The sequence below is a fragment of the Demequina pelophila genome, from assembly GCF_000971175.1.
Taxonomy (GTDB): Bacteria; Actinomycetota; Actinomycetes; order Actinomycetales; family Demequinaceae; genus Demequina; species Demequina pelophila.
In genome coordinates this window covers 395,840-422,435 of record NZ_BBLY01000004.1, presented here as the reverse complement: position 1 = coordinate 422,435, position 26,596 = coordinate 395,840, and the positions used below count along the sequence as shown (strand labels likewise).

23 protein-coding genes are annotated in these 26,596 nt (G+C 72.8%); 11 read left to right on the top strand and 12 right to left on the bottom strand.

Going from position 1 to position 26,596, the window contains the following annotated elements; genetic code table 11:
* Positions 1-116: 116 nt before the first annotated feature.
* A complete protein-coding gene (locus AOM03_RS07665; protein WP_082092239.1) occupies positions 117-3,068 on the bottom strand; it encodes a glycoside hydrolase family 3 C-terminal domain-containing protein in 2,952 nt (983 codons plus the stop codon).
* A gap of 298 nt (positions 3,069-3,366) precedes the next feature.
* Positions 3,367-4,200: a biotin--[acetyl-CoA-carboxylase] ligase gene (locus tag AOM03_RS07660; RefSeq protein ID WP_062379966.1), complete on the bottom strand. Its 834-nt coding sequence runs from the start codon at positions 4,198-4,200 to the stop codon at positions 3,367-3,369.
* Between the two features lie 46 nt (positions 4,201-4,246).
* Between AOM03_RS07660 and AOM03_RS07655 the strand changes: the two genes are divergently transcribed.
* From AOM03_RS07655 to AOM03_RS07630, 6 genes are read left to right on the top strand one after another with little or no spacing between them, the layout of a single operon-like run.
* On the top strand, positions 4,247-5,827 hold the full coding sequence (locus tag AOM03_RS07655; RefSeq protein WP_062379964.1) for an acyl-CoA carboxylase subunit beta: 1,581 nt from the start codon (positions 4,247-4,249) through the stop codon (positions 5,825-5,827).
* On the top strand, positions 5,824-6,075 hold the full coding sequence (locus AOM03_RS07650; RefSeq protein ID WP_227589928.1) for an acyl-CoA carboxylase subunit epsilon: 252 nt from the start codon (positions 5,824-5,826) through the stop codon (positions 6,073-6,075). The genes AOM03_RS07655 and AOM03_RS07650 overlap by 4 nt, the downstream gene beginning before the upstream one ends.
* Positions 6,072-6,668, top strand: coding sequence for a SanA/YdcF family protein (locus tag AOM03_RS07645; protein ID WP_062379962.1), 597 nt, complete (start codon positions 6,072-6,074; stop codon positions 6,666-6,668). Before AOM03_RS07650 ends, AOM03_RS07645 begins: the two co-directional genes overlap by 4 nt.
* A gap of 33 nt (positions 6,669-6,701) precedes the next feature.
* Positions 6,702-6,923 (top strand): FeoA family protein, encoded by a 222-nt coding sequence (locus AOM03_RS07640; protein ID WP_062379960.1) that lies wholly within the window; start codon positions 6,702-6,704, stop codon positions 6,921-6,923.
* Positions 6,920-8,815 (top strand): ferrous iron transporter B, encoded by a 1,896-nt coding sequence (gene feoB / locus AOM03_RS07635; protein ID WP_062379958.1) that lies wholly within the window; start codon positions 6,920-6,922, stop codon positions 8,813-8,815. Before AOM03_RS07640 ends, feoB begins: the two co-directional genes overlap by 4 nt.
* Complete coding sequence (locus tag AOM03_RS07630) at positions 8,812-9,021, top strand: hypothetical protein (RefSeq protein ID WP_062379956.1); 210 nt, start codon at positions 8,812-8,814, stop codon at positions 9,019-9,021. The genes feoB and AOM03_RS07630 overlap by 4 nt, the downstream gene beginning before the upstream one ends.
* A gap of 76 nt (positions 9,022-9,097) precedes the next feature.
* Here the strand turns inward: AOM03_RS07630 and AOM03_RS07625 are convergent, their stop codons facing one another.
* On the bottom strand, positions 9,098-9,559 hold the full coding sequence (locus AOM03_RS07625) for a MarR family winged helix-turn-helix transcriptional regulator (protein ID WP_062379953.1): 462 nt from the start codon (positions 9,557-9,559) through the stop codon (positions 9,098-9,100).
* Positions 9,560-9,669: 110 nt separating this feature from the next.
* Here AOM03_RS07625 and AOM03_RS07620 point away from each other — a divergent pair, with 110 nt between their 5' ends.
* Together AOM03_RS07620 and AOM03_RS07615 are read left to right on the top strand one after the other, a co-directional pair.
* A complete protein-coding gene (locus tag AOM03_RS07620; RefSeq protein WP_062379951.1) occupies positions 9,670-10,311 on the top strand; it encodes a Maf family protein in 642 nt (213 codons plus the stop codon).
* Positions 10,312-10,481: 170 nt separating this feature from the next.
* On the top strand, positions 10,482-12,269 hold the full coding sequence (locus AOM03_RS07615) for an acetyl/propionyl/methylcrotonyl-CoA carboxylase subunit alpha (RefSeq protein ID WP_156157673.1): 1,788 nt from the start codon (positions 10,482-10,484) through the stop codon (positions 12,267-12,269).
* A gap of 45 nt (positions 12,270-12,314) precedes the next feature.
* Here AOM03_RS07615 and AOM03_RS07610 read toward each other — a convergent pair whose 3' ends face one another.
* Positions 12,315-13,706, bottom strand: a complete 1,392-nt coding sequence (locus AOM03_RS07610) for an NAD(P)H-quinone dehydrogenase (protein ID WP_062379949.1) — start codon at positions 13,704-13,706, stop codon at positions 12,315-12,317.
* A gap of 72 nt (positions 13,707-13,778) precedes the next feature.
* Here AOM03_RS07610 and AOM03_RS07605 point away from each other — a divergent pair, with 72 nt between their 5' ends.
* Together AOM03_RS07605 and AOM03_RS07600 are read left to right on the top strand one after the other, a co-directional pair.
* Positions 13,779-14,576 carry a purine-nucleoside phosphorylase gene (locus AOM03_RS07605; protein WP_062379947.1) on the top strand — a complete coding sequence of 266 codons (798 nt, stop codon included), beginning with the start codon at positions 13,779-13,781 and terminating at the stop codon, positions 14,574-14,576.
* A 1-nt stretch (position 14,577) separates the two neighbouring features.
* A complete protein-coding gene (locus tag AOM03_RS07600; RefSeq protein ID WP_062379945.1) occupies positions 14,578-16,395 on the top strand; it encodes a phospho-sugar mutase in 1,818 nt (605 codons plus the stop codon).
* 246 nt (positions 16,396-16,641) lie between these two features.
* On the opposite strand, the gene deoC is transcribed toward AOM03_RS07600, so the two are convergent.
* The gene (deoC, locus tag AOM03_RS07595; RefSeq protein WP_062379943.1) at positions 16,642-17,313 is read right to left on the bottom strand and encodes a deoxyribose-phosphate aldolase; all 672 of its coding nucleotides are present in this window, start codon (positions 17,311-17,313) and stop codon (positions 16,642-16,644) included.
* Between the two features lie 346 nt (positions 17,314-17,659).
* Between deoC and AOM03_RS07590 the strand changes: the two genes are divergently transcribed.
* Positions 17,660-18,604, top strand: coding sequence for an endonuclease domain-containing protein (locus tag AOM03_RS07590; protein ID WP_062379941.1), 945 nt, complete (start codon positions 17,660-17,662; stop codon positions 18,602-18,604).
* 109 nt (positions 18,605-18,713) lie between these two features.
* Here AOM03_RS07590 and AOM03_RS07585 read toward each other — a convergent pair whose 3' ends face one another.
* From AOM03_RS07585 to AOM03_RS07555, 7 genes are read right to left on the bottom strand one after another with little or no spacing between them, the layout of a single operon-like run.
* Positions 18,714-19,784, bottom strand: coding sequence for an adenosine deaminase (locus AOM03_RS07585; RefSeq protein WP_062379939.1), 1,071 nt, complete (start codon positions 19,782-19,784; stop codon positions 18,714-18,716).
* Between the two features lie 26 nt (positions 19,785-19,810).
* The gene (locus tag AOM03_RS07580; protein ID WP_062379937.1) at positions 19,811-20,785 is read right to left on the bottom strand and encodes a hypothetical protein; all 975 of its coding nucleotides are present in this window, start codon (positions 20,783-20,785) and stop codon (positions 19,811-19,813) included.
* Between the two features lies 1 nt (position 20,786).
* On the bottom strand, positions 20,787-22,088 hold the full coding sequence (locus AOM03_RS07575; protein WP_062379935.1) for a thymidine phosphorylase: 1,302 nt from the start codon (positions 22,086-22,088) through the stop codon (positions 20,787-20,789).
* Position 22,089: 1 nt separating this feature from the next.
* On the bottom strand, positions 22,090-22,485 hold the full coding sequence (locus AOM03_RS07570) for a cytidine deaminase (protein WP_062379933.1): 396 nt from the start codon (positions 22,483-22,485) through the stop codon (positions 22,090-22,092).
* 2 nt (positions 22,486-22,487) lie between these two features.
* Entirely contained in the window at positions 22,488-23,771 is a 1,284-nt protein-coding gene (locus AOM03_RS07565; RefSeq protein ID WP_062379931.1) for an ABC transporter permease, read from the bottom strand.
* A complete protein-coding gene (locus AOM03_RS07560) occupies positions 23,768-24,985 on the bottom strand; it encodes an ABC transporter permease (protein WP_062379929.1) in 1,218 nt (405 codons plus the stop codon). Before AOM03_RS07560 ends, AOM03_RS07565 begins: the two co-directional genes overlap by 4 nt.
* Positions 24,982-26,499 (bottom strand): ABC transporter ATP-binding protein, encoded by a 1,518-nt coding sequence (locus AOM03_RS07555; protein ID WP_062379927.1) that lies wholly within the window; start codon positions 26,497-26,499, stop codon positions 24,982-24,984. The genes AOM03_RS07560 and AOM03_RS07555 overlap by 4 nt, the downstream gene beginning before the upstream one ends.
* Between the last annotated feature and the right edge of the window lie 97 nt (positions 26,500-26,596).

Below are 26,596 nucleotides of genomic sequence, written 5' to 3'. Positions count from 1 at the left end.
CAAGCAAAGGCCCCGCCTCTGCACTCCCAAGGTGGGGTGAAGAGGCGGGGCCTCAGAGACTCCCCGAGGCGGGTGCGGGACGGCCGAGGCCGGCCCGCCACCCCTCCTCAGGACCGTCAGACGCCGGCCGGCGCCTTCGGGGCGTCGGACTCGGTCACCTCGGCGACCGGCACCGACGAGCCGTGGCGACGGACGCGCACGACGATCATGCCGACGAGGCCGACGATGCCGAGGCTCAGCGCCGCGGTGATGATCCAGCGGTACAGGTGCCACTCCGGAGCGATGATCGTGACCGTCGAGTTCGGCGCGATCCCGTTCATGGCGTTGGAGTTCACCGTCGCGTACAGGATGTTGTGGATCGACTCGCGCAGGTTCGTGACCGCCCAGGCCGAGCTCACGTCATCGAGCTGCTTCCAGGGCTCGAACGTGAGCATGATGTCCGAGCCGGCCTCGACGGCCATGTCCGGGTACATGTACTCGTTCGCGTTGAAGTCGGTGATGACCTCACCCTCGAAGCCCCACTCGCCGCGCAGGACGGTGTCCATGAGCGGGATCGAGCCGCCGGCCCACACGGAGCCCACGCGGTTGAAGGAGCTCATGATGGCGGTCTGACCCACCTCGGCGGTGGCCCAGGTGCCGTCCTCATCCGCGATGAAGGGAACCTCGCCGACGACCTCCTTGACGGGGATCTCGAAGGCCTTGAGGTAGATCTCGCGCATGGCCTGCTCGTTCGCCCAGGTGGCGACACCGTTGGCGACGCGGTTGGTCTCCTGGTCGTTCACGGCGTAGTGCTTGATGAAGGTGTACAGACCCTTGCTCATGGTGCCGTTCGACACCTCGCGGGCGAGCACGCCCGAGAGGTACGGGTCCTCCGAGTAGTACTCGAAGTTACGGCCCGCGAAGGGCGAGCGGTGGATGTTGACGCCCGGTGCGTACCAGCCGTTGTTGCCCAGGAAGAGCGACTCCTCGCCCAGCATCTCGCCCTGCTCGACCAGCAGGTCGACGTTCCAGGTCTGCGCGATGAGGTACGGCGTGGGGTAGGGCACGCCGTTGTAGAAGTCGTTCAGCCACGACGAGAAGCCGAGCGGGCCGTCGAGGTCGACGGTCGCGGGCTTCGCGATGGACTCGATCGCGGCGGTGTTGTACGCGCCGTTGAGGATGACCGAGGTCATCTCCTCGACGGTGAGCTGGTCGAGCAGCTCGTCCCACAGCGGGTCGTTGTAGTCGAGACCACGGAGGTTGACCAGCTGGAGGCCGCCGTCCGCACCGGTGACGGGCATCTCGCCCTCGAACGCGGCCGCGGCAGCGGCCGAGTCGAAGCGCTCGAAGTCCGCGACGATCTCGTCGGTGGCGACGAAGTCCGCGCCCTCGGGAGCGGTCGGGAAGGTGCCGGCGAAGTCGGCACGCGTCATGTTGAGAGCCTTGCCCTCCTCGGCGACGTCGGTGAACATGACGTTCACGTCGTCGAAGAGGTTGGTGACGGGCTGCTCGTCCGTGGCGCGGGTGTTGTCGCCCGAGAACACGATCGTGTCGTCGACCTCGTAGGTGAGCGCCTCAACGCCCTCCGCGAGGTGGTGCGAGTCCTGCTGAACCAGGATCTGGTACTCGCCCGAGTCGAGCACGTACGCCTTCTCGTTCTTGTAGTCGTACGAGGCCATGTCCTCGACGGCGAACGTCACGGTGACGGTCTCCGAGGCGCCGGGGGCGAGCTCGCCGGTCTTGGCGAAGTCACCGAGCACGACGTGGGCCTTCTCGATGCCGCCCGGGGTGTAGGGGGCCGAGTAGTACAGCTGGACGACGTCCTTGCCCGCGACGTCACCGGTGTTGGTGACGGTCACGTCCACGGAGATCTCGCCGTCGACGCCACCGAAGTCGTGGCCGGCGATCTCCCAGGAGAAGTCGGTGTACGACAGGCCGTAGCCGAACGGGTACACGACGGCCTCGTCGTAGTCGATGAAGCCCTCGACCGCAGCGGTCTCGTAGTAGCGGTAGCCGAAGTAGATGCCCTCCTCGTACTGGACGAACGTGCCGACGCCGGTGGGCGAGTTCACGTTGTCGTACTGGAAGTGGCCGAAGTTGACGAAGGTCGGGTCGGCCGAGAAGTCGCGCGCCCACAGGTCCGTGGTGTGACCGGAGAAGTTGGTCGCACCCACGAGGAGCTGGCCGATCGCGTGGTAACCGGTGGCACCGGGGCCGCCCATGAGGACGATCGAGTCGATGTCCGCGTCGTCGTGCAGGTCGCCCAGCTCCATCGAGGTCGAGGCGTTGACCAGGACCACGACGTTGTCGAAGTTCGCCTTGGCGAGCTCGATCATGTCGCGCTCGTCCTGGTTGAGCTGCAGCTGGTGCTCACCCTCGAGCGCACGCGAGTCGACGCCGGCGGTGTTGACCACGTTGATCATGTCCTGGGTCAGGTCGCCGCCCTCACCGGCCGGACGGCCGATGACCACGACGGCCGCGTCGGAGTACTCGGAGAACGAGGCGGTGACCTCGTCGGAGTACATCTCGACGGGCATCTCGCCGATGCCGTAGGTGGCAGTCGACGGGTCGTCCATGGTGATGTAGCCGCGGCCGAACTCGCCGTTCGGGTCGGCGTGGTCGGTCGCGAACTTCTCGAACATCGCGTACGCGGTGTCGTTGATGTCGAAGCCGGCCGAGGCCAGGCCCTCGTACGCGTTGACGTTGGCCGAGTTGTCCATCGAGGACGAGCCCGCGCCACCGTAGACCGGGTCGGCCGAGGTGCGGCCGAGCATCGTGATCTTCGCGCCCGAGGTCAGCGGCAGCGACGCGCCCTCGTTCTTCGCGAGGACCGCGCCCTCGGAGACGAGCTTCTGGATGACGACGTCGGCGTCCGCCTTGAGGTCGTCGTACGAGTCGTAGGACGACTTGTTGTAGTCGGTGTCCCAGTCCTCGGTGCCCTCGGCGGGGGTGATCTCGTAGGTGCCGTCACCCAGGACGGTGTTGACCCAGCCGCCCCAGACGCTCAGGGCCATGTTGCCGCCCACCACGAGGATGGTGAGGAAGGCCGTGATCGGGATCCAGATGGACAGGTATTTCTTGTTGGACATCGGCGGCTTCTTAGCCGATTTGGTACTCACTATGACTCCTTGCTGAGCGCGCGCCGGCCCTCCGCCCCCGCGCACAGCACCGCAGAGGGCGAAGTGCGAGTGGGGTGACGGGCCGACCCGTGTCAGATGTTGTTCGGACTGCGTTGTACAAACACCGGCACCGCCACGATGTGGCACCGACGGACACATCATTGCGAGACACGTGTCAATGGTCCCGCCCCGCGCACAACCTGTCGGCGCCGCCGCACGAACTGTCATCGCCCGCGGGAATGGCCTGGCAGTGAAACGGTTCTGGCGGTCAGCCTCGCCGCACGCGCACGTCGCCCGCGAGGACGATGCGCTCCCCGCCACGCGCGCCGGTCACCACCAGCGCGCCGTCGGGGGTCAGACGCGCCGCCCGGCCCACGACCGGCGCCCCTCCGGGCACGTCCACCGCGACGTCCCATCCGAGGGTCGCGGTGACCGCCTCGACCTCGCCGCGCACGTCTCCCCCGGCCTGCCACCGCGCCACCGCGTCGCGCACCTCCGCCGCGAGCAGGGACAGCAGCGCGCCTCGGTCCAGCGCCGTCGCGCCCAGCGTCGCGAGCGACGCGGCGTGCGGCACGGGCAGCTCTCCCGCCGCCTGCGACACGTTGATGCCCACCCCGGCGACCACCGCATCGTCCCCCGCCACCTCGCACAGGATGCCCGCGGCCTTGCGCCATCTCCCCCACCCGGGGATGTCGCGGGCGCCCGCCTCGACCACCACGTCGTTGGGCCACTTGAGCCACGCGCCCACGCCCAGACGGCGCAGCGCGCGCGCCGCGGCCAGCCCGGTGACCAGCGGCGCCCAGCCCAGCGCCTCGCGCGGGACGTCGGGCCGGAGCAGGAACGATGCGGTGAGGGCCGCGCCCTGCGGCGTCACCCAGCCGCGGCCCGCCCGGCCGCGGCCGGCGGTCTGGTGGTCGGCGACCAGCACGGAGAGGTGGGGCCAGGCGCCCGGGTCCGCCGTCGCATCGGCCAGCAGCCGGGTGTTGGTCGACGGGGACCTCTCCAGCACCTCCACCCGGGGCGACGGCACGCGCCCGGCGAGCGTCGCGGCGGCGAGCGGACGGCGCGAGCGGGCGACCGCATCGGCCGGTGGGGTGGTCACCGGGCTAGGCTAGCCGCCAGTCGACACGAGGGAGACGAGCACGACGATGACGCCCGCGAAGAGCACGGCAGAGGCGCTGGAGCAGCTGCGCGACCGCACGGCGGCGGCCGTCGACGCACCCGAGGAGAAGGCCCAGGAGCGCCAGCACGCGCGCGGCAAGAAGACCGCTCGCGAGCGCATCGCTCAGCTGCTCGACGAGGGCTCCTTCACCGAGCTCGACCGTCTCTCCCGGCACCGCTCGCGCACCTTCGGCCTCGACCGGTCGCGCCCGTACGGCGACGGCGTGGTCACCGGCTACGGCACCATCGACGGCCGCCAGGTGGCCGTCTACTCGCAGGACTTCACGGTGTTCGGCGGCTCGCTGGGCGAGGTGCACGGCCAGAAGATCGCCAAGATCCAGGACTTCGCGCTGCGCACGGGCGTGCCGCTCATCGGCATCTCCGACGGCGGCGGCGCGCGCATCCAGGAGGGCGTCGCGGCGCTCACGCAGTTCGCGGAGATCTTCCGCCGCAATGTGGCCGCATCCGGCGTGATCCCGCAGATCTCGCTCATCCTGGGGCCCTCGGCCGGCGGCGCGGTCTACTCCCCCGCGCTCACCGACTTCATCGTCATGGCCGACGGGACGTCGCAGATGTTCATCACCGGCCCGGACGTCATCAAGTCCGTCACCGGCGAGGAGGTGACGTTCGAGGAGCTGGGCGGCGGGCAGGCCCACAACGCGAAGTCCGGCGTGGCCCACTACCTCGCGCAGGACGAGGACGACGCGATCGAGTACGTCCAGCATCTGCTGCAGTACCTGCCGCAGAACAACCTCACCGACGCGCCCAGCTGGGACGCGGAGACGGACCTCGCCGCCACCGATGAGGACCTCGCGCTCGACGCGCTGGTGCCGGACTCGGCGAACCAGCCGTACGACATGAACGCCGTGATCGAGGCGATCGTCGACGACGCCGCGTTCCTCGAGATCCAGCCGCTGTTCGCACCCAACGTGGTGGTGGGCTTCGGGCACGTCGAGGGCCACTCCGTGGGCATCGTGGCGAACCAGCCGATGCAGATGGCGGGCACGCTCGACATCAACGCCTCCGAGAAGGCCGCGCGGTTCGTGCGCACGTGCGACGCGTTCAACATCCCGGTCATCACGCTCGTGGACGTGCCGGGCTTCCTGCCGGGCGTGAGCCAGGAGCACCAGGGCATCATCCGCCGCGGGGCCAAGCTCATCTACGCGTACGCCGAGGCGACCGTCCCGCTCGTCACCGTCATCACCCGCAAGGCCTACGGCGGCGCCTACATCGTCATGGCCTCGAAGCAGCTGGGCGCGGACGTCAACCTCGCCTGGCCCACCGCGCAGGTCGCGGTGATGGGGGCGTCCGGCGCCGTCAACATCCTCCACCGCCGCACGCTGGCGGACGCGGCCGAACGGGGCGAGGACGTCGAGGCCGAGCGCGCGCGCCTGGTCGACGAGTACGAGGAGCAGATCGTCAACCCCTACGACGCCGCCGATCGCGGCTACGTCGACGCGGTGATCGAGCCGTCGCAGACCCGCGCCGAGGTCGTGCGCGCGCTGCGGGCGCTGCGCACCAAGCGCGCGTCGATGCCGCCCAAGAAGCACGGGAACATCCCGCTGTGAGCGACGCGGCGAACGGCGTGCGCGGGTCGCTCCCCGCCGGCGTGCGGGTGGTGCGCGGCACCCCCGACGAGTCCGAGCTCGCCGCGCTCATCGCGGGCGTGGTCGCCATGTCCTCCGCGAGCGCCGACGCGGAGCGGGCCGCCGCGCCCACGTCCGCGTGGATGGATCGCAGCCGGACGATGCAGGGCCCGCGCCCCGCGCTCCCGCTCGACCGGGGCGACGCCGCCTGGCGTCACTCGCTGCGATGAGCCGCGCGCTGAGGGTCCTGGCCGCCGCCGCGGCCGCGCCGCAGGCCTATGCGCGCCTGCGGTCGCACGGCTCGCGTCACCACGTCGACAGCGACGCCTTCCGTCCGGCCGACGCGGCGCTCGTGCTGGGCGCCCGGGTGTGGCCCGACGGCCGCCCGTCCCGCTTCCTGCGTCAGCGCGTCGAGGCGGGCGCAGCCCTGTACCACCGCGGCCTGGTGCCCCTGCTGGTGCTCACGGGCGCGGGCAGCAACCGCGAGGGCCTCGACGAGACGGCGGCGATGGCACGCACCGCCCGCGAGCTGGGCGTGCCCGAGGAGGCCCTGGTGCTCGACCGCTCGGGCCACGACACCCGCGCCTCGGCCCTCAACGCGCGCGAGCGCGGCCTGCATTCCGTCATCGTGTGCTCCCAGGAGTTCCACGTGCCGCGCGCGATGTGGCTGTGCCGCTCCACGGGGCTCGAGGTCCAGGGCACATTCCCCGACGTGCTCGCGCGGCGCCACACCGCGATCGGTTACGTCCGGGAGCTGCCCGCCACGTGGAAGGCGTTCGGCGAGATCCTGCGCGACCGCGGGAGCCGGGACCTTCCGCATTAGGCAAGGCTCACCTTCCACAAATACGATGGTCGGGTGAACCTCTCCGACTGCACCGCGGGCACCGTGGCCCGCGTCCGCGCGATCAGCGCCGAGTCCACCGTCGCCCTCCGATTGCGCGAGATGGGCCTGCGCCCGGGCGCCCGCATCCGCCTCGCCGGGGTCGGCGCGGCCGGCGCGCGCATCGTCGCCATCGGCGCCGCGCGCCTCGCGATCGACGCGACCACCTCCCGCCACATCGAGGTAGAGGCGGCATGACCACCGCGACGCGCACCGCATCGGTCCTGCTGGTCGGCAACCCCAACGTGGGCAAGTCGACGCTCTTCAACGCGCTCACCGGCTCGCGCCAGCACGTGGTCAACGCACCCGGCACCACGGTCGAGCTCATGGAGGGCACGTGGACCCCGGCCGATGCGCCGGTCACCCTGGTGGACCTGCCCGGCACCTATTCGCTCATCGCCCGCTCCCCCGACGAGCAGGTGGCCGCCTCCGCGGTGCGCGACGACGCGCACGACCTCGCGGTCGTGGTGGTCGACGCGACCGCGCTGAGCCGCTCGCTGTACGTCCTGGGCCAGGTGGCCCGCGCCGGACGTCCCGTGGTCGTGGCGCTCACCATGACGGACCTCGCCGCCTCGCGCGGCCAGGCCCCCGACGTCGAGGCGCTCCGCGCCTCGCTCGGCGTGCCGGTCGTGGCCGTCAACGGCCGCTCGCGCGCCGGACTCGACGGGCTGGCCGAGGCCGTCGCGAACGCCCTGCACCGCCCGACGCACGTGGTCGACGTCCCGCCGCCGGCCCCCGACGCGGACCTCGAGGACAACCTCGCCCACGCGCAGGACCTGTTCGACTGGGTCGAGCGCGTCGCGGACGCCGCGCTCCCGGTCGACGAGCACCGTCACACCCTCACCGATCGCGTCGATCGGGTACTCCTCAACCCCTGGGCCGGCGTGCCGGCGTTCCTCGCGGTCGTGTGGGCGGTGCTGCAGCTCACCACCGTCGTGGCGACCCCCCTCATGGACGCGGCCGCCGGGCTCATCGACGGCCCCGTGGCGGAGTCCGTCGCGGCGGGGCTCGCCTCGCTGGGCGCGCCCGCGTGGGTCGGCTCGTTCGCGACCGGTGGCCTGCTCGCGGGCGTCGCGACCGTGCTGTCCTTCATCCCGCTCATGGCGCTCATCTTCGCGTCCGTCACCATCCTCGAGTCCTCGGGGTATCTCGCCCGCGTCGCGGTGGTGACCGACCGCGCGATGCGCGCGATCGGCCTCGACGGCCGCGCGATGCTGCCGCTCATCGTGGGCTTCGGGTGCAACGTGCCGGCCGTGAGCGCCACCGCGGTGCTCCCCCACGCCCGCCAGCGCCTGCTCACCGGCCTGCTGGTGCCGCTCACCACGTGCACCGCGCGCCTGACCGTCTACCTGCTGCTCGCGCACGCGTTCTTCCCCGGCCACGCGGGCACGGTGGTGTTCGGCATGTACGTCGCGTCCATCGCGCTCGTGGTGCTCGGCGGGCTGGTCGCGCGCCGCACCGTGATGCGCGACCTGCGCCCCGAGCCGCTCCTCATCGCGCTGCCGGACTACCAGTGGCCGCACCTGCGCACGCTCGTGGCGGGAGTGTGGACCCGCGTGCTGTCCTTCGTGCGCAAGGCCGGCACCGTGATCCTCGCCGCGGTGGCGCTGCTGTGGGTGCTGCAGGCGATCCCGGTCCACGGGGACCACGCCCCCACCGAGGTGCCCATCGAGGACTCGCTCTACGGCGCCACCGCGCAGGCCGTCGCCCCCGCGTTCGCCCCGATGGGCCTCGACGACTGGCGCATCGCCTCGTCTCTGGTGGCCGGCGTCGCCGCCAAGGAGGTCGTCGTGGGCGCGCTCGCCCAGGCGTACTCCGTCGAGGACCCGGGCGACTCGTCCGACTCCGCCGAGGCCACCACGCTGGGCGAGCGCATCCGCGCGACCCTCGTGGAGACCTCCGGCGGCTCCCCGGGCGCCGCGGCGCTCGCCTTCATGGTGTTCGTGCTCGGCTACCTGCCGTGCCTCGCCACCCTCGCGGAGCAGCGCCGCCTCTATGGATGGCGGTGGACCGCGGGCGCGGCCGGCGCCCAGTTCGCCCTCGCGTACGTGCTCGCGACGGCCGTGTTCCAGGTGGGTCGACTGCTGTGAGCGTCTTCGGCGCGGTCATGGAGCGGCTCGCGGCCGGGGAGTCCCCCCGTCAGGCCGCGCGCACGCTCGCGATCCGCGTCGACGTCGCCCAGGCGGTCGCGGACGAGGCCGCGCGGATGGGGCTGGTGCTCGCACCCGCCGAGGCCTGCGGCACGTGCGTGCCCGCCTCGAAGCCCGGCTGCGCGGGCTGCCCCTTCTCGCGCTGAGCCGCGCGGTGCCGCGCTAGGCCGTGCGGTGTCCGGCCGCGCGGCGTCCGGCCGTGCTGTGCCGCGCCGCGGCGCGTCAGACGCTCTCGCGGCGCTCGGCGCGCTCCTGCTCGACGCCGTCGACGAGCGTCGCGAGGATCGTGCGCAGCTGAGCGAGCTGCGCGTCGTCGAGCACCTCGAGCTGGCGACGGCGCGTCGCCCGCGCGGTGCCCGCGACCTCCTCGGCCAGCGCCCGGCCCTCGTCGGTCAGGTAGAGGCGGCGGATGCGCCGGTCCTCGGGGTCCTCGACGCGGCGGAAGAAGCCGCGCGTCACGAGCCGCTGGACGATGCCGGTCGCCACCGACGGGTGGACGTCCACCGCGTCCGCGAGATCCGTCGTGGTGCAGCCCTCGTCCGAGTACACGATGATGAGCGCGCGGAACTGGTGGAGGGTGAGGCCCTCGCCCGCCACGCGCTCGGTCTGGCGCGGCATCGACCGGCGCAGGTAGCGCAGCAGGTCCTCGCAGGCCGCGTCGAGCAGCTCATCGCGCCCGTCCATGGACACCCCATTTCGCATCGTGACGCCACACCCTATCGTGGGCGGCCCGCGCCGCGCGGCGCCCCCGCATGCGTCACGGCCCGCCGCCGAGCCGGGGATAGGCTCGCGTCATGCCCGTCGCGCTCGTGCTCGCCTCCGCCTCCCCCGCCCGCCTGTCGACCCTGCGCTCCGCGGGTGTCGACCCCGAGGTGATCGTCTCCGAGGTCGACGAGGACGCGGTTCTCGCCTCCACGCGGGAGACGCACCTCGCCGCGGGATGGGGCGACCTGACCCCGGCCGATGCGGTGCTCGCCCTCGCGCGGGCCAAGGCCGAGGACGTGGCCGGGGAGTGGGACACCGACGCGATCGTGCTGGGCTGCGACTCGATGCTCGAGCTCGACGGCGAGGTGATGGGCAAGCCCGCGGACGCGCACGTCGCGATCCAGCGGTGGCGCTCGATGCGCGGCCGCCAGGGAGTGCTCCACACCGGCCACTGGCTGGTCGACGACCGCGAAGCGGGCACGGGGGCCACGCTGGGCGCCACCTCCTCGACCGTGGTGCGCTTCGCGGACCTCTCGGACGCGGAGATCGAGGCGTACGTGGCCACCGGCGAGCCGCTGCGCGTCGCCGGCGCGTTCACGGTGGACGGCCTGGGCGGCCCCTACGTCGAGGCGATCGAGGGCGACTACCACGGCGTGGTCGGCGTGAGCCTGCCGCTGCTGCGCACCCTGCTCCTCGAGCTCGAGGTGCCCTTCCACGAGCTCCGCGGCTGAGCGCCTGTTTGTAGGCGGCTCACAAGCCCGGCGGGGCAAGGCGCGCAAAACCCCTCGGGCGTTGTCGTTCCCCACAAACGCCCCGCATCGGCCTTATCGCCACGCCCAAACTTGCGCGGCGCCGCCCGGGGCGCCACGGAAGGGCCCGGTACGCGCGCTACGGTTTCCGGGTGACTGCCTTCTCCTCCGTGCTCGTCGCCAACCGCGGCGAGATCGCGGTCCGCATCGTCCGCGCCTGCGCCGACGCGGGCCTGCGGTCCATCGCCGTGTACGCCGACCCCGACCGCCACGCCCCGCATGTGGCCCTGGCCGACGAGGCGTACGCGCTCGGCGGCGCGACCGCGCGGGAGACGTACCTCGACATCGCGAAGATCATCGACGCCGCGCGCCGCTCCGGCGCCCAGGCGGTCCACCCCGGCTACGGCTTCCTGGCCGAGAACTCCGACTTCGCGCGCGCCGTCATCGACGCGGGCCTCACGTGGATCGGCCCCTCCCCCGAGGCGATCGACGGCCTGGGCGACAAGGTGAGCGCCCGCCACATCGCCCAGCGCGCCGGCGCCCCGCTGGTGCCCGGCACCCCGGACCCCGTCGCATCGTCCGACGAGGTGGTCGCCTTCGCGCGCGAGCACGGCCTCCCGGTCGCCATCAAGGCGGCGTTCGGCGGCGGCGGCCGCGGCCTCAAGGTCGCCCGCACTCTTGAGGAGATCCCGGAGCTTTTCGACTCGGCGACCCGCGAGGCGGTCGCCGCGTTCGGCCGCGGCGAGTGCTTCGTCGAGCGCTTCCTCGACCGCCCCCGACACGTCGAGACCCAGTGCCTGGCCGACGCGCACGGCAACGTCGCGGTGGTCTCCACCCGCGACTGCTCGCTGCAGCGCCGTCACCAGAAGCTGGTCGAGGAGGCGCCCGCGCCGTTCCTCACCGACGAGCAGAACGCGCGCCTCGTGGCCGCGTCGGAGGCGATCCTGCGCGAGGCTCACTACCAGGGCGCCGGGACGTGCGAGTTCCTGGTGGGCGCGGACGGCACCATCAGCTTCCTCGAGGTCAACACGCGCCTCCAGGTCGAGCACCCCGTGACCGAGGAGGTCACCGGCGTGGACCTGGTGCTCGAGCAGTTCCGCGTCGCGGCCGGCGAGTCCATCGCGGACCTGCGCCCCGAGGTGCGCGGCCACTCCCTCGAGTTCCGCATCAACGGCGAGGACCCCGCGCGCGGCTTCATGCCCGCGCCCGGCCGCCTCGCGACGCTGCACTTCCCCTCCGGCCCCGGCGTGCGCGTCGACGCCGGCGTGCGCGAGGGCGACACGGTGTCCGGCGCGTTCGACTCGATGATCGCCAAGGTGATCGTCACCGGCGCGACCCGCGACCAGGCGCTCGCCCGTGCGCGCCGCGCGCTCGCGGAGATGAAGGTCGAGGGCATCCCGACCGTGCTGCCGTTCCACCGCGCGGTCCTCGACGCCCCGGAGTTCACCGCGACGGACGGGTTCGGCGTCTACACCACGTGGATCGAGACCGGGTTCGCCGATGCGGTGGCCGCGCTGGGTTCGGCCGACGCCGCCCCGGCTCCGGCCGAACCCGCCGAGGAGGCCCCCGCCACCGAGCGCGTCGTGGTCGAGGTGGGCGGCAAGCGCCTCGAGGTGGTGCTGCCCGCGTCGCTCGCCCAGGCTGGCCGCGCGGGAGCGCGCCAGGCGGGCAGGCGGCCGATGCGCCGGTCCTCGTCCGGACCCGCGCGCGCCGCCAACGGCACGGCCCTCGCGTCCCCCATGCAGGGCACCATCGTCAAGGTCGCGGTCGAGGAGGGCGCCGTGGTCGCCGAGGGCGAGCTGATCGTGGTGCTCGAGGCCATGAAGATGGAGCAGCCGCTGGTCGCGCACCGCGCCGGCACGGTGAAGGCGCTGGCCGCCGCCGTGGGCGGCGGCGTCTCCGCCGGCACGCTCATCTGCGAGATCGTCGACGCCGAGTAGGCCGCGCGGGCCGGTGCGTCCCTGCGGCCTCGTCGGGCGGCCGCGCTACCGGTCCATGAAGTGCAGGCGCCGCGCCGCCTCGGAGACCGTGCCGCTGAGCGAGGGGTAGACCGTGAAGGCGGCCGCCACATCGTCCACCGTGAGGTGATGCGCGACCGCGAGCGACAGCGGGTAGATGTGCTCGCTCGCCCGCGGGCCCACCACCACGGCCCCGAACACCTGGCCGGTGACGGTGTGGCCGAAGATCTTCACGAAGCCCTCGTCGATGCCCAGCATCTTGGCGCGGGGGTTGCCCGCGAGGTCCAGCCGAGACACCCGGTAGAACAGCCCGCGCTCCTCGAGCTCCGCCTCCGAGGCGCCCACGGACGCGATCTCCGGCGCGGTGAACACGTTCGAGGCGACCAGCGACAGGTCCAGCGGGGTGACCGCGTCGCCCAGCACGTGCGCCATCGCGATGCGGCCCTGGGTGGCCGCGACGCTCGCCAGCGGCAGCACGCCCGTGCAGTCGCCGGCCGCGTACACGCCGCGCGCGGTGGTGCGGGACACCCGGTCGACGCGGATGAGCCCGCGCTCGTCGACCTCGACGCCCGCCTCCTCGAGCCCCAGGTCCGAGGTGTTCGGCACCGAGCCCACCGCCATCAGGCAGTGGCTGCCCGCGACGACCGTGCCGTCCTCGAGCGTCACCTCCACGCCGTCGCCCACGCGCTCGACCCGCGCGGCACGGCCGCCGACGAGCGTCATGCCCCGGCGCCGGAACACCTCCGTCAGGTGCTCGGACGCGTCGGGGTCCTCGCGCGACAGCACCCGGTCGCGCGAGGCGACCAGCGTCACCGCGGAGCCCAGCAGCCGGTAGGCGCCGGCGAACTCGGCTCCGGTCACGCCCGAGCCCACCACCACGAGGTGCTCGGGCAGCTCCTCGAGGTCGTACAGCTGGGTCCAGGTGAGCACCCGCTCGCCGTCCGGCTCGCATCCGGGGACGATGCGCGGGCGGGCGCCCACGGCCAGCAGGATCGCGTCGGCGTCGAAGGCCAACGTCTCCCCCGCATCGTCCACCACCACCCGGGAGGGCGACGCGAGCCGCGCCGCCCCGGCGACCACGCGCACGCCGTCGCGCTCGAGCCGCGCGGCGATGTCCTCGCTCTGGCGGCTCACCAGCGCCCGCACGCGGGCGTTGACGGCGCCCATGTCCACCGTGAGGTCGTCGGCGAGCGGGCCGCCGTCCGCGCGCCGCACCCCGAGCTCCGGGGCGCGTTCCGCGATGGTGAGCAGCTCGGCGGTCGCGATGACGGTCTTGGACGGCACCACGTCGGTGAGGACCGCGTTGCCCCCCAGCCCGTGGCGCTCGATCAGGGTGACGGAGGCGCCGGCCTTCGCGGCCACCAGGGCGGCCTCGTAGCCGCCCGGCCCGCCGCCGACGATGACGATGCGTGGGGACATGACCCCATCTAACCGCAGGAAAGGGGCCGCCCTGCCCGAGGCACCGGGACGGCGCGCGGTTAGGCTCGGAGCATGACTCACGCACACGAGTACGCGGCCGAGGCCGCCGCCATCCTGGGCGCCGCCACCGGCGTCGAGAAGCACGACATCGCGCTGGTCCTGGGCTCCGGCTGGGGCGGCGCGGCCGACCTGATCGGCGACGAGGTGGCCCGCGTGGACGCCACCGACATCCCGGGCTTCGACGCCCACGTGGTCCCCGGCCACCATCCGGTGTTCCGCTCGCTGCTCTCCCCCACCGGCAAGCGCGTGCTGGTGCTGGGCGCCCGCCAGCACTACTACCAGGTGCGCGACGCGGGCAAGGTCGCGCACGCGATCCGCATGGCCGCCGCCGCGGGCTGCACCCAGCTGGTGCTCACCAACGGCTGCGGCTCGACCCGCCCCGAGGTGGGCCCCGGCTCCGTGGTGCTGCTCGACGACCACATCAACCTCACCGGCCAGACCCCGCTCGAGGGCGCGACCTTCGTCGACATGTCGCGCGTCTACTCGCCGCGCCTGCGCGAGCTCGCCCTCTCGATCGACGGCTCGCTGCCGGACGGCGTGTACGCGCAGTTCACCGGCCCGCAGTACGAGACGCCCGCCGAGGTGCGGATGGCGGCCGTGCTGGGCGCCAACCTCGTGGGCATGTCGACCGTGCTCGAGGCGATCGCCGCCCGCGAGGTCGGGCTCGAGATCCTGGGCCTGTCGCTGGTCACCAACCTGGCCGCGGGCATCGGCGGCGACACGCTGGACCACCAGGAGGTGCTCGACGCCGGCCGCGACGCCGGCCCGCGCATCTCCGCGCTGCTCGCCGCGATCGTGAAGGGGATGTGACATGCCCACCGAGCTGATCTCGCGGGCCCAGGCCTGGCTGGCCGACGACCCTGACGACGCCACCCGCGACGAGCTGCGCGCCGTCATCGACGCCGCCGCGACCGGCGTGCCGGAGGCCCTCGAGGACCTCGCGGACCGCTTCCGCGGCACGCTCGAGTTCGGCACCGCGGGCCTGCGCGGCCGGATCGGGGCGGGCCCCAACCGGATGAACCGCGCCGTGGTCATCCGCGCGGCCGCCGGGCTGGCGCGCTACATGACCGATGCGCTGGCCGCCGAGGGCGTCGAGGGACCGGGCCGCGTGGCCATCGGCTACGACGCGCGCCACGGCTCGCGCGAGTTCGCGCTCGACACCGCGGCGGTCATGACGGCCGCGGGCCACGAGGCGCTGCTGCTGCCCCGCACCCTGCCCACGCCGGTGCTCGCGTTCGCGACGCGCTTCCTCGACGCCGACGCCGGCGTCATGGTCACCGCCTCCCACAACCCGCCCCAGGACAACGGCTACAAGGTCTACCTGGGCGGACGCATCGTGGGCGACGAGGGCCAGGGCGCGCAGATCGTGCCGCCCTACGACGCGGAGATCGCCGCGCACATCGCGGCCGTCCCGTCCGTCGCCTCCGTGGAGCGCGCGGACGAGGGCTGGACCGTGCTGGGCGAGGGCGTGATCGACGAGTACGTGGCGCAGGTCGCGGCGCTCGTGCCCGCGGCGGGTGCGCAGGATGGCGAGGCCGGCTCGTCGGCCGGCGAGGTCGACTCGTCCGCCGGCGAGGTCGACTCGTCCGCCGACGCCGAGGCCACCGAGGCCGAGGCCGTGGCCGCCCGCCGGGCCGCCACGCGCATCGTCCTCACTCCCCTGCACGGCGTGGGCGGCGAGACGGTCGAGCGCGCGCTGCGCGCCGCCGGCTTCACCGACCTCCACACGGTGCCGGAGCAGGCGCAGCCCGACCCCGACTTCCCCACCGTCGACTTCCCCAACCCGGAGGAGAAGGGCGCGATCGACCTGTCGCTCGAGCTCGCGCGCTCCGTGCGCGCGGACGTGGTGATCGCGAACGACCCCGACGCGGACCGCTGCGCGGTCGCCACGGTCGTCGACGGCGCGTGGACCATGCTGCACGGCGACGTGGTGGGCTCGCTGCTGGGCGAGCGCGTCGCCGAGCGGTGCGCCGCGGACCGCGTGCCCAACCAGGTGCAGGTGCTGGCCAACTCGATCGTGTCGTCGCAGCAGCTCGCCGCGATCGCGGCCCGTCATGGCCTGTCGCACGCGAACACGCTCACCGGATTCAAGTGGATCGGGCGCGCGAAGGACCTGGTGTTCGGCTACGAGGAGGCGCTGGGCTACTGCGTGGCGCCCCAACTGGTGCGCGACAAGGACGGCATCTCCGCGGCGCTGCTGCTGGCGGACTTCGTGGCGGAGCTCAAGGAGGCGGGGCGGACGCTCGCGGACGCGATCGACGACCTGGCGCGCGAGTACGGCGTGTACCTCACCTCGCAGGTGTCGGCCCGGTACGCGGACCTGGCGCTCATCCCGGAGACCATGAACCGGCTCATGTCCGCTCCCCCGGAGACCCTCGCGGGCTCGCCGGTGGTCGCGACCGACGACATGTCGCAGGGCTTCCGCGGGCTGCCCGGCACCACGGGCCTGCACCTCGCGGCGGAGTCAGGCGCGCGGGTGATCGTGCGGCCCTCCGGCACGGAGCCGAAGGTCAAGGCGTACCTCGAGGTCATCGTCCCCGTGGAGGGCGACGTCTACGAGGCGCGGCTCGAGGCCACCGCCACGATGGCGGCGCTGCGCAAGGACGTCGAGCGGGCGCTGGGGATCTAGCCGACCGGCGCGCGGCGGCGGCGGCCCGCGCGCCTCAGCCGCCGCCGCGCGCGCCCAGCACCTCCCAGCGCGCCCCGGTCTCAGCCCGCGCGCCTCAGCAGCCGCCGCGCGCGCCAGCCGCCGCCGCGAACGCCCCAGGAGGTGCTCAGTGCCCATTTCGACTGGTTTTGGGCACTGAGCACCTCGTGGAGCGCAACTTGGGCGCAGCGGCGGGGCGGCGGGGCGGCGGGAGCGCGCCGCTGAGACTCAGTACGAGCCGGTGGCCTCCGAGCCGTCGAGCACAGCGGCCGTGCCCGACAGGCCCAGGCGCGACGCGCCGGCCTCAATCATCGCGACCGCGGCGTCCCACGTACGGATGCCGCCCGAGGCCTTGACGCCCAGGCGGTCGCCCACGGTCTCGCGCATGAGGCGCACGGCCTCGACCGAGGCGCCGCCGGCCGGGTGGAAGCCGGTCGAGGTCTTGACGAAGTCCGCGCCCGCGGCCTCGGAGGCGCGGCACGCGCCCACGATCGCCTCGTCGGTGAGCGCCGCGGACTCGATGATGACCTTGAGGATCTTGCCGGCGGGCACCGCGGCGCGCACGGCCGCGATGTCGGCCTGGACGGCATCGAAGTCGCCCGCGAGCGCGGCGGCGACGTCGATCACCATGTCGACCTCGTCGGCGCCCTGCTCGATCGACAGCGCGGCCTCGGCGGCCTTGATGGCGGACTGGTGCTTGCCCGACGGGAAGCCGCACACGGTGGCGACCGCGACGCCCTCGGGGGTGGTCACGGGCAGCATCGAGGGCGACACGCACACGGAGAAGACGCCCAGCTCGGCGCCCTCCGCGATGACGGCCTCGACGTCCGCGGGGGTGGACTCGGGCTTGAGCAGGGTGTGGTCGACGTACTGGGCCAGCTCGGCGCGGGTGAGGGTCATGATCGTCTCCAAAGCAGGGTGGATGGTCCGCGCACCAGCCTAAGTCCCCCGCACCCGGGACGCCGGGTGCGGGAGGCCCCAGGCTCGCGGTCCCGCGCCGACCCGGCCGGCCCGCCCGGCCCGCACCGATGCGCCCGGCCCCGGGTACCGGTACGCCCCGGGAGGTGCTCAGCGCCCAGAATCACTCGATTCGGGCACTGAGCACCTGATGAGGCGCAGCCGTCGGCGGCTGGCCCCTCCCGTCCGCGCCCGGAGCCGGCGTGCACAGCCCCGCGCGAGCGCCGTCCGTCCACAGACCGCGCCACGTGCGCTGCGGACTGAGGTACGGCGGTTGTTGCCTGGGCTCATGCTCCTATCGCCCGGCCCCGATCCCGACCCCGCGCCCGACCCCAGCCCCGGCTACGCGCCCACGCGGATCGCCGAGTTCCTCGAGACCAATGCCCATGCGTACGGGCGAGACGAGCTCGTCCATCGGTGGTCACGGCGCCAGCTCGACCACGCCATCGAGGGTGGCGCCGCGACTCGCCTGCTCACCGGGGTCTACTGCGGCACGGCCCACTCGGAGAATGTGCTGGTGCTCGCCGAGGCACTCGGCCTGTGGCAACCCGCCGGCGCGGTCACGGGCGCGGGCGCGCTTCACCTGTACGCGCCGGCGCTGCCTCCGCCGGATCGGCTCGATTTCGTCGTCCCCCACGGCCGCCGCCTCGACGTACCGCCGTGGGTTCGACTGCACCAGACAGGCCCGCTCCACTCCCGCATCATGGCGAGAGGGGTGTTCACCTCGCCCATGCCTCGTGCGCTGCTCGACGCGTGGAGGTACGCCCCGCCGAGCGGCCGTCGCAGCATCCTGTGGGAGGCGCTCTGGGCGCGCGCGTGCACGTGGCGTCAGGTGCGCGCCGAACTCGATCGCACGTCCCGGTTGCCCGGGCGCCGCGACCTCGAACGAGTGCTGGGCTGGTTCGCGGAGGGCGCGACCTCGCCGCTCGAGGTGCGGGCGAAGCACGAGACCTTCACGGGAGCGCGGTTCCGCGAGTTCGAGTGGCAGGTGCCGCTGATGCTTCCGTCGGGCCGGGTCACGCCCGACATGCTGCACCGGCGCGCGAGGATCGCGGTGGAACTCGATGGCAACCGCTATCACTCGACGCGCGCCGCCCTCGACAAGGACCGTGCCCGGCGAACCAACCTCGCAGCGGCCGGCTACGCCACCGTGGGCTTCGGCTGGAGTGACATCACCCTCCGGCCCGAGTGGTGCCGGGAGCGGCTGCTCGCCGTGGTGGGGGCGAGGCTATGAGGAAGCAGCTGCGCCCCCGGAGGTGCTGAGTGCCCAAAAGTGCTGGTAATGAGCACTGAGCACCTCCGGGGGCGCAAAAGCGAGGCGCAGAAGCGGCGCAGAACGCGACCTACAGGTCGATGCCGTAGCCCTCGATGACGAGCTCGGCCAGGTCGGCGCGCTCGTCGTAGGGCAGGAACGCGGCCCAGGCGGCGGCGAGGGTGGCCTCGAAGAGGTCCTCGACGGTCCAGCCCGCCTCGCTCAGCGCCGCGAATTCGGAGGACATGGACACGCCCGAGACCAGGCGGTTGTCGGTGTTGACCGTCACGGCGAAGCCCAGGTCGCGCAGCGCGTGCATGGGGTGCTCGGCCACGGACGGCGCGGCGCCGGTCTGCACGTTGGAGGTCGGGCAGCACTCGAGCGGGATCTGCTGGTCGAGCGCGTGGCGGGCGATGATGCCCAGCGCCGGCTCGTCGGTGTCGAGGCCCTCGATGTCCTCGTGGATGCGCACGCCGTGGCCCAGGCGTCGCGCCGAGCCGAGCCCCAGCGCCTCGCCCACGGACTCGGCGCCGTCGGCCTCGCCCGCGTGGATGGTGACGGGCATGTGCGCCTCGCGCAGGATCTGGAAGGCCTCGCGGTGCAGCGACGGGCGGAAGCCCGCCTCGGGGCCCGCGATGTCGAACGCCACGCAGCAGGTGCCGCGGTTCGCGATCGCGAGCTGGGCGATCTCGACCGAGCGGTCCAGGTGGCGCATCGCGTCGAGGATCGCGGCCGCACGGATGGCGCGACCCGCCTCGAGCGCCTCCGCGACGCCCTCCTCGATGCCCGACTGGACCGCCTCGACGACCTCCTGCAGCGACAGGCCGCCGGCCACGTGCTGCTCGGGCGCGTAGCGCAGCTCCGCGTAGACGACGCCGTCGGCCGCGAGGTCCACGACGGCCTCGCGCGCGACGCGGGTGAGGTTCTCCGCGGTCTGCATGACGGCGGTCGTGTGCGCGAAGGCCTCGAGGTAGCGAACCAGGTCGCCGGAGTTGGCGTTCTCCGCGAAGATGCGGCCCAGCTCGTCGGGGTCGGTCGACGGGAGCTCGTGGCCGATCGCGGCGGCGAGCTCGATGAGCGTCGACGGGCGCAGCCCGCCGTCGAGGTGGTCGTGCAGGACGACCTTGGGCAGGGCGAGGATCTCGTCAGAGGTGAGAGTCATGGCACCAGGCTAATCGCGCCGGGGCCTCATCCTCGCCGCACGGGCACCGGCAGCACGAGCCACGCGGCGCGCGTCCAGTTGCCCAGCGCCGGGTGACGCTCGCCGCCGGGCCTCAGGTCCGCGTCGAGCAGCGGCAGCACCGCGCCGGCCCCGGGCTCGTAGACCAGCAGCCCGTCGCCGGTGTCGCCCACGATGAGCACCACGTGGCGCGGGATCACCGTGTCGATGCCCAGCCGCGAGTCGCCGGCCGTGAACATGGGCACGGGAATCCCGTCCGCGAGCGCGCGGCGCACGTGCACGAGCGCCGGCGCGAGCGCCTCGGGCGACGAGTCGTCGACCATGCCGCCGGCGAAGCGCAGCCCCGCGAAGCGGGTGCGGTCGTCGACCTTCCACGGCGGGGTCCCGAGCGACTTGGGCCAGGCCACCGGCCCCACGGCCGATGCGGTGGTCACCGCGTGCAGCACCCGCTGCAGGGCGTGCCACCGGTCCTCGATGGTGCGGGCGGGCAGACCCTCGGCCTGGACGTGGAGCGCCTCGGGCGGGATGTACGAGGCCAGCGTGCGCCCGGTCGCGAGCCACAGCCCCACGAACGGGTCGCCCATGAGCAGCATGGTCGCCATCACGGCGGCGCCGCACGTGGTCTGGTCCACCTGGACGGCATCGACGCGTCCCCAGCGCACCGGGCCCATGCGGGCCGGCACCGGCTCGGCGATGATCCGCCGCGGCTCGGGGTCGAGGCCGTCCCACGCGGCGGCGAGGGCCGCGATGGCCGACAGCGGCGCCCCGGAGGCGACCGCGCGGTCGAGGACCCGTGCATCGTCCCCCATCTGGTCGCGCGCGACCAGGAGGGCCTTCGCATCGGCCCCGGAGGACCGCTCGAGGGCCCGCGCGAAGGCGCGGGCGACGAGCGGCTCGGACGAGGCGGGCTCGTCGGCCAGACGCTCCGGCATGCGCAGCCGCCCGCCCAGGCGGGCGGCCACGGCCGTGAGCGTCCAGCCCATGTCAGGCGATGCGGTCGATGACGAGGCGGCGCTCGACGGACCCGCCGGGCGTCACCTCGACCGTGCCGGCGCCGTCACAGGCGTCCGCGAGCGCGGCGAGGCCGCGCGGCATGCGCTCCGGCGTCTCGGTGTGCAGCGTCATGATGACGTCGCCCGCCTTGACCTCCTCGCCCAGCGTCCTGTGCAGGTAGACGCCCGCGGAGGCCTGCACCGGGTCCTCCTTGCGGGCGCGCCCGGCGCCCAGGCGCCACGCGGCCACGCCCACGCCCATGGCGTCCATGCGGGTGATGACGCCGTCGGCCTCGGCGCGGACCTCCTCGACGTGCGGGGCGTCGGGCATCGGCGCGTCGACGTCGCCGCCCTGGGCCGCGATCATGCGCCGCCACGCGTCCATCGCGCGGCCGTCGGCGAGCGCGTCGGCCGGGTCCACGTCCGTGACCCCGGCGCCGGCGAGCATCTCGCGGGCGAGGGCGAGCGTGAGCTCGACGACGTCCGCGGGGCCGCCGCCGGCGAGCACCTCGACGGACTCGGCGACCTCGAGGCCGTTGCCGCACGCGCGGCCCAGGGGCGTCGACATGTCGGTGAGCAGGGCGGTCGTGACGACCCCCGCATCGGTCCCCAGGTCCACCATGGTGCGCGCGAGCTCGCGCGCGTCGGCCTCGGTCTTCATGAACGCGCCCGTGCCCACCTTGACGTCGAGGACGAGCGCGCCCGTGCCCTCGGCGATCTTCTTGGACATGATGGACGATGCGATGAGCGGGATGGCCTCGACCGTCCCGGTGACGTCGCGGAGGGCGTAGAGCTTCTTGTCGGCGGGGGCCAGGCCGGAGCCGGCCGCGCAGATGACGGCGCCCACGTCCTCGAGCTGGCGCATCATCTCCTCGTTGGACAGCGCGGCGCGCCAGCCGGGGATGGCCTCCAGCTTGTCGAGGGTGCCTCCGGTGTGGCCCAGGCCGCGTCCCGAGAGCTGCGGCACCGCGACGCCGCAGGCGGCGACGAGCGGGGCGAGCGGGAGGGTGATCTTGTCGCCCACGCCGCCGGTCGAGTGCTTGTCCGCGGTGCGGCGCGACAGCGACGAGAAGTCGAGCCGCTCCCCCGTCGCGATCATCGCGGCGGTCCAGCGGGAGATCTCCTCACGGGTCATGCCGCGCAGCAGGATGGCCATGGCGAGCGAGCTCATCTGCTCGTCGGCCACGACGCCGCGCGTGTAGGCGTCGACCACCCAATCGATCTGGTCGTCGGCGAGGGTGCCGCCGCCGCGCTTGGTCTTGATGATGTCGACGGCGTCGTGGCGCTCGGCCATGTCAGTCCTCCTCGAGGTGCTGCGGGCCGAAGGCCCACGGCAGTAGGTCGTCCAGGGTGAGGGTCCCGTCGGGACCATCGATGAGCAGCGCGGGGCCGCCGAACTCGTAGAGCAGCTGCCGGCAGCGACCGCACGGCTGGAGCACCGCGCCGGCCGCGTCGACGCACGCGAAGGCCACGAGCCGGGACCCCAGGCCGTCGGTGTGGAGCTTCGACACGAGCGCGCACTCGGCGCACAGGGTGAGCCCGTAGCTCGCGTTCTCGACGTTGGCGCCGGTCACCACCGCGCCCGTGTCCGTGACCGCCGCGGCGCCCACGCGATACTTCGAGTACGGCGCGTACGCCCGCTCGCTCGCCTCCCGCGCCTTGGCGCGCAGGAGCTCCCAGTCGATGTCCACGGTCACTTCTTGTACGGGATGCCCTCGGCGGCCGGCGGGCGCGAGTGGCCCACCAGGCCGGCGACCGCGAAGATCGTGGCCAGGTACGGGGTCATCGCGAGGAACTGCGACGGGATCGACGAGCCGATGATGCCCAGCTGCACGCGCAGCGCGTCAGCGAAGCCGAACAGCAGGGCCGCGGCGAGCGCGCCCTTGGGGCTCCACCGGCCCAGGATCATCGCGGCGAGCGCGATATAGCCCTTGCCGGCGGTCATCTCCTTGCCGAAGGCGAGGCCCGACGCGACGGTGAAGAACGCGCCGCCCAGACCCGCGACGGCGCCACCCAGGACGGTGTTGCGCACGCGGGTGCGGTTGACCTTGATGCCCACCGTGTCGGCGGCCTTGGGGTGCTCGCCCACGGCGCGCACGCGCAGGCCCCAGCGCGACCGGAAGAGCATGATCTGCAGGACGATGACCACCACGTAGAGGATGTAGACCAGCAGGTTCTGGTTGAACAGCACCGGGCCGATCACGGGGATGCCGGACAGGCCCGGGATGGGCAGCGAGGCCAGGCCCAGCGGGCGGTTGAGGTCCGGGTTGTCGGACATCACGGTGGAGAAGAAGAAGCTCGTCAGTCCCACGACCAGGACGTTGAGCACCACGCCGACCACGATCTGATTGACCCAGTACTTGGTCGCGAAGATCGCAAGCAGCAGTCCGACCAGGGCGCCCGCGATGGGCGCGGCGATGAGGCCCGCGTAGGCGTTGCCGACGGCCGAGCCGACCAGCGCCGCGAGGAAGGCACCGGCGAGCAGCTGGCCCTCGATCGCGATGTTGATGATGCCGGAGCGCTCGCACAGCGTGCCCGCGAGCGAGCCGAACACGAGCGGCACGGCCAGGAACAGCGACGAGGTCAGCAGGCCCGTGAGCTGGATCGACGTCGCGTCGCGGCCCGCGCCGGCCCACGTGAGCAGCGCGCCCATGATCGCGATGCCGTAGACCACCGGCACCCAGATGCCCACCTTGCGGAACTGGTTCGCCTGGAACGCCGTGTACCCGGCGAGCGCCAGCCCGACGACGGACAGCAGGATGGCCGCGAGCTGCGACGGCAGCGTGAAGCCGGGGACCTCGAAGAAGTCGGTGCTGCGGGCCACGACGAACGTGGTGTCCGCGCCGGACGCGGAGCCGAAGCCGAACACGACGAGCGAGATGAGGGCGATGACGCCCAGGGCGATCGACGCGCGCCAGTCCTTGGAGCGGGGCGCGGTCTCGGGCGTCGCGGGGGCGTCGAGGGTCGAGGCGCTCACGCCGCCACCTCCTTCTCAATGGCCGGGGCGGGGAGGCGGAACATCGACCGCACCAGCGGCGGCGCCGCGATGAACAGCACGATGAGCGCCTGGATGACGAACACGATGTCGACGGGCAGCCCCGCCTGGACCTGAAGGGTCGGGCCGGAGGCGCGCAGGCCGCCGAACAGGATCGCCGCCAGGACGGTGCCGAGCGGCCGCGACCGGCCCAGCAGCGCGACGGTGATGGCGTCGAAGCCGAGCGAGCCGGCCGTGGCCGTGGTGAGCACCTTCTCCGTGCCCAGCACCTGGGCGGATCCCGCGAGACCCGCGAGGGCACCCGCGATCACCATGACCAGCACGGTCGCGCGCGTGACGTTCATGCCCGCGGTGCGGGCTGCGTTCGCGTTCGCGCCCACCGCGCGCAGCTCGAAGCCGAGCGTCGAGCGCTCCATGAGCCACCAGACGCCGAACGCGCATGCGAGGGCGAACAGGAAGCCCAGGTGCAGGTTGAACTGGGAGCCCAGGATCTTCGGGTACTGCGCCGTCTCCGCGACGATCGGGGAGATGGGGTTGTTGCTGCCCTCGCGCTGGAACGCGTCGAACGTGAGCAGCCACGCCACCAGGTTGAGCGCGACGTAGTTGAGCATGATCGTGACGATCACCTCGTGCGCGCCGGTGCGGGCCTTGAGGATGCCGGGGATGAAGCCCCAGAACGCGCCTCCCACGAGGCAGCCGAGGATCGCGACCAGCAGGTGCAGGCCCCACGGCAGGTCCCAGGTGAAGCCGATGTACGCCCCCACCGTGGCGCCGATGAGCAGCTGGCCCTGGGCACCGATGTTGAACATGCCGGCACGGAAGCCGATGCCCAGGCCCAGGCCGGCGAAGATCAGCGGCGTCGCCATGGTGAGGGTCTGGGTGAACGGGCGGATCGTCTGGGCGAACGTGTCGGCGTCGAGGTTGAGCACCGCGCCGGTGAACATCGCGGAGTACGCGGCGCCCAGCTCGTCGAAGATCGCCGTGAAGGTGTCGCCCGGGCGCGAGAAGAAGTAGCCCGCCGCCTCCTGGACGCCCTCGTCGACGAGGACGATGAGCACGCCTCCGATGAGCAGCGACGCGACGACGGCCATGACGACCACGAGCGTCGAGCTCGAGAGGATCTCCCGCAGGACGGTCGATGCGCGTCCGGGCCGCTCCTGCTGCGGAGCCTCGGTCGCGGTGGTCTGGTCGCTCACGCGGCCTCCTCTTCGTGGGCACCGGCCATCATGAGGCCGAGCGTGTCGCGGTCGGTGTCGGGCGGGACGATGCCGACGATCCGTCCGTGGTACATGACGGCGATGCGGTCGGCCAGCGCGTAGACCTCGTCCAGCTCGGAGCTGATGATGATGCAGGCCACGCCCTTGTCGCGCTCCTCGATGATGCGCTTGTGGACGAACTCGATCGAGCCGACGTCGAGTCCACGGGTGGGCTGCGACGCGATGAGCAGCTTGAGCTCGCGGGTGAGCTCGCGCGCGAGCACCACCTTCTGCTGGTTGCCGCCGGACAGCGACCCCGTGAGCGCGTCGATGCCCGTGGTGCGGACGTCGAACCGCTCGACCTGCTTCTGGGCGTTCTCGCGCACGACGGAGGGCGAGATGGCGCCCGCCTTGGAGAACGGCGCGCGGTCGTACAGGTCGAGGATGAGGTTGTTCGCGTTGGTGAACTCCGCGACGATGCCGTCCGTGGTGCGGTCCTCCGGCACGAAGCCGATGCCCGCGTCGAGCGCCTGGCGGATCGACCTGCCGGTGACGGTCTCGCCGTCGAGGCGGACCGTGCCGGCGGCCGTGGGCACGACGCCCAGGATGGCCTCCGCGAGTTCGGTCTGGCCGTTGCCCTGGACGCCCGCGATCGCCAGGATCTCGCCGCCGCGCACGTCGAAACTCACGCGATCGAGCTGCGTCACCTGGGTGGCGTCGTCGACGACCGTGAGGTCCTCGACCACGAGCATCGCCTCGCCGGGGTCCGCGGGGCCCTTGTCCACGGTCATGGACACGTCGCGCCCGACCATGAGCGAGGCGAGCTCCTCCTGGGAGGCTGTCGGCTCGGCGGTGCCGACGACCTTGCCGCGGCGGATGACGGTGATCGTGTCCGCGACGGCCTTGACCTCGCGCAGCTTGTGCGTGATGAGCACGACGGCGGTGCCGGAGTCGCGCAGGTCCTTGACGATCGACAGGAGCTCGTCCGTCTCCTGCGGCGTGAGCACCGCGGTGGGCTCGTCGAGGATGAGGACCTCCGCGTCGCGCGAGAGCGCCTTGATGATCTCGACGCGCTGCTGGGCACCCACCGAGAGGTCCTCCACCACGGCGTCCGGGTCGACGTTGAAGCCGAAGCGGTGGGAGATCTCGCGCACCCGGGCGCGCGCGGCCTCCAGGTCGAGCAGCTTGGCGGGGCCCACCACGTCCTCGTGGCCCAGCATGACGTTCTCGGCCACCGTGAACGGGTGGACCAGCATGAAGTGCTGGTGGACCATGCCGATGCCGGCCGCCATCGCGTCGCCGGGTCCGGTGAACTCGACCGGCTGGTCGTCGAGCAGGATCTCGCCGCCATCCGGGTCGTACAGCCCGAACAGCACGTTCATGAGCGTGGACTTGCCGGCGCCGTTCTCTCCCAGCAGCGCGTGCACCGTGCCGGACTCGACCACGATGCTGATCGCATCGTTCGCCGTGAAGTCACCGAACCTCTTGGTGATCTCGCGAAGTTCCAGTTTCACTGGCGTCCCCTTTTTGTCTCGCTACGTCGCGCGCCTTCGCGCGAAGGCCCTTCCCAGTCAAGCACGAGTGCGCCGGGGAACGCGCCTCGTACGCGCG

Bases quoted from the DNA above. Each gene is read 5' to 3' on its own strand.
- AOM03_RS07665 (WP_082092239.1), bottom strand. From the start codon at position 3,068: ATGTCCAACAAGAAATACCTGTCCATCTGGATCCCGATCACGGCCTTC.
- AOM03_RS07655 (WP_062379964.1), top strand. From the start codon at position 4,247: ATGACGCCCGCGAAGAGCACGGCAGAGGCGCTGGAGCAGCTGCGCGAC.
- AOM03_RS07645 (WP_062379962.1), top strand. From the start codon at position 6,072: ATGAGCCGCGCGCTGAGGGTCCTGGCCGCCGCCGCGGCCGCGCCGCAG.
- feoB (WP_062379958.1), top strand. From the start codon at position 6,920: ATGACCACCGCGACGCGCACCGCATCGGTCCTGCTGGTCGGCAACCCC.
- AOM03_RS07625 (WP_062379953.1), bottom strand. From the start codon at position 9,559: ATGGACGGGCGCGATGAGCTGCTCGACGCGGCCTGCGAGGACCTGCTG.
- AOM03_RS07620 (WP_062379951.1), top strand. From the start codon at position 9,670: ATGCCCGTCGCGCTCGTGCTCGCCTCCGCCTCCCCCGCCCGCCTGTCG.
- AOM03_RS07610 (WP_062379949.1), bottom strand. From the start codon at position 13,706: ATGTCCCCACGCATCGTCATCGTCGGCGGCGGGCCGGGCGGCTACGAG.
- AOM03_RS07605 (WP_062379947.1), top strand. From the start codon at position 13,779: ATGACTCACGCACACGAGTACGCGGCCGAGGCCGCCGCCATCCTGGGC.
- AOM03_RS07600 (WP_062379945.1), top strand. From the start codon at position 14,578: ATGCCCACCGAGCTGATCTCGCGGGCCCAGGCCTGGCTGGCCGACGAC.
- deoC (WP_062379943.1), bottom strand. From the start codon at position 17,313: ATGACCCTCACCCGCGCCGAGCTGGCCCAGTACGTCGACCACACCCTG.
- AOM03_RS07590 (WP_062379941.1), top strand. From the start codon at position 17,660: ATGCTCCTATCGCCCGGCCCCGATCCCGACCCCGCGCCCGACCCCAGC.
- AOM03_RS07585 (WP_062379939.1), bottom strand. From the start codon at position 19,784: ATGACTCTCACCTCTGACGAGATCCTCGCCCTGCCCAAGGTCGTCCTG.
- AOM03_RS07580 (WP_062379937.1), bottom strand. From the start codon at position 20,785: ATGGGCTGGACGCTCACGGCCGTGGCCGCCCGCCTGGGCGGGCGGCTG.
- AOM03_RS07575 (WP_062379935.1), bottom strand. From the start codon at position 22,088: ATGGCCGAGCGCCACGACGCCGTCGACATCATCAAGACCAAGCGCGGC.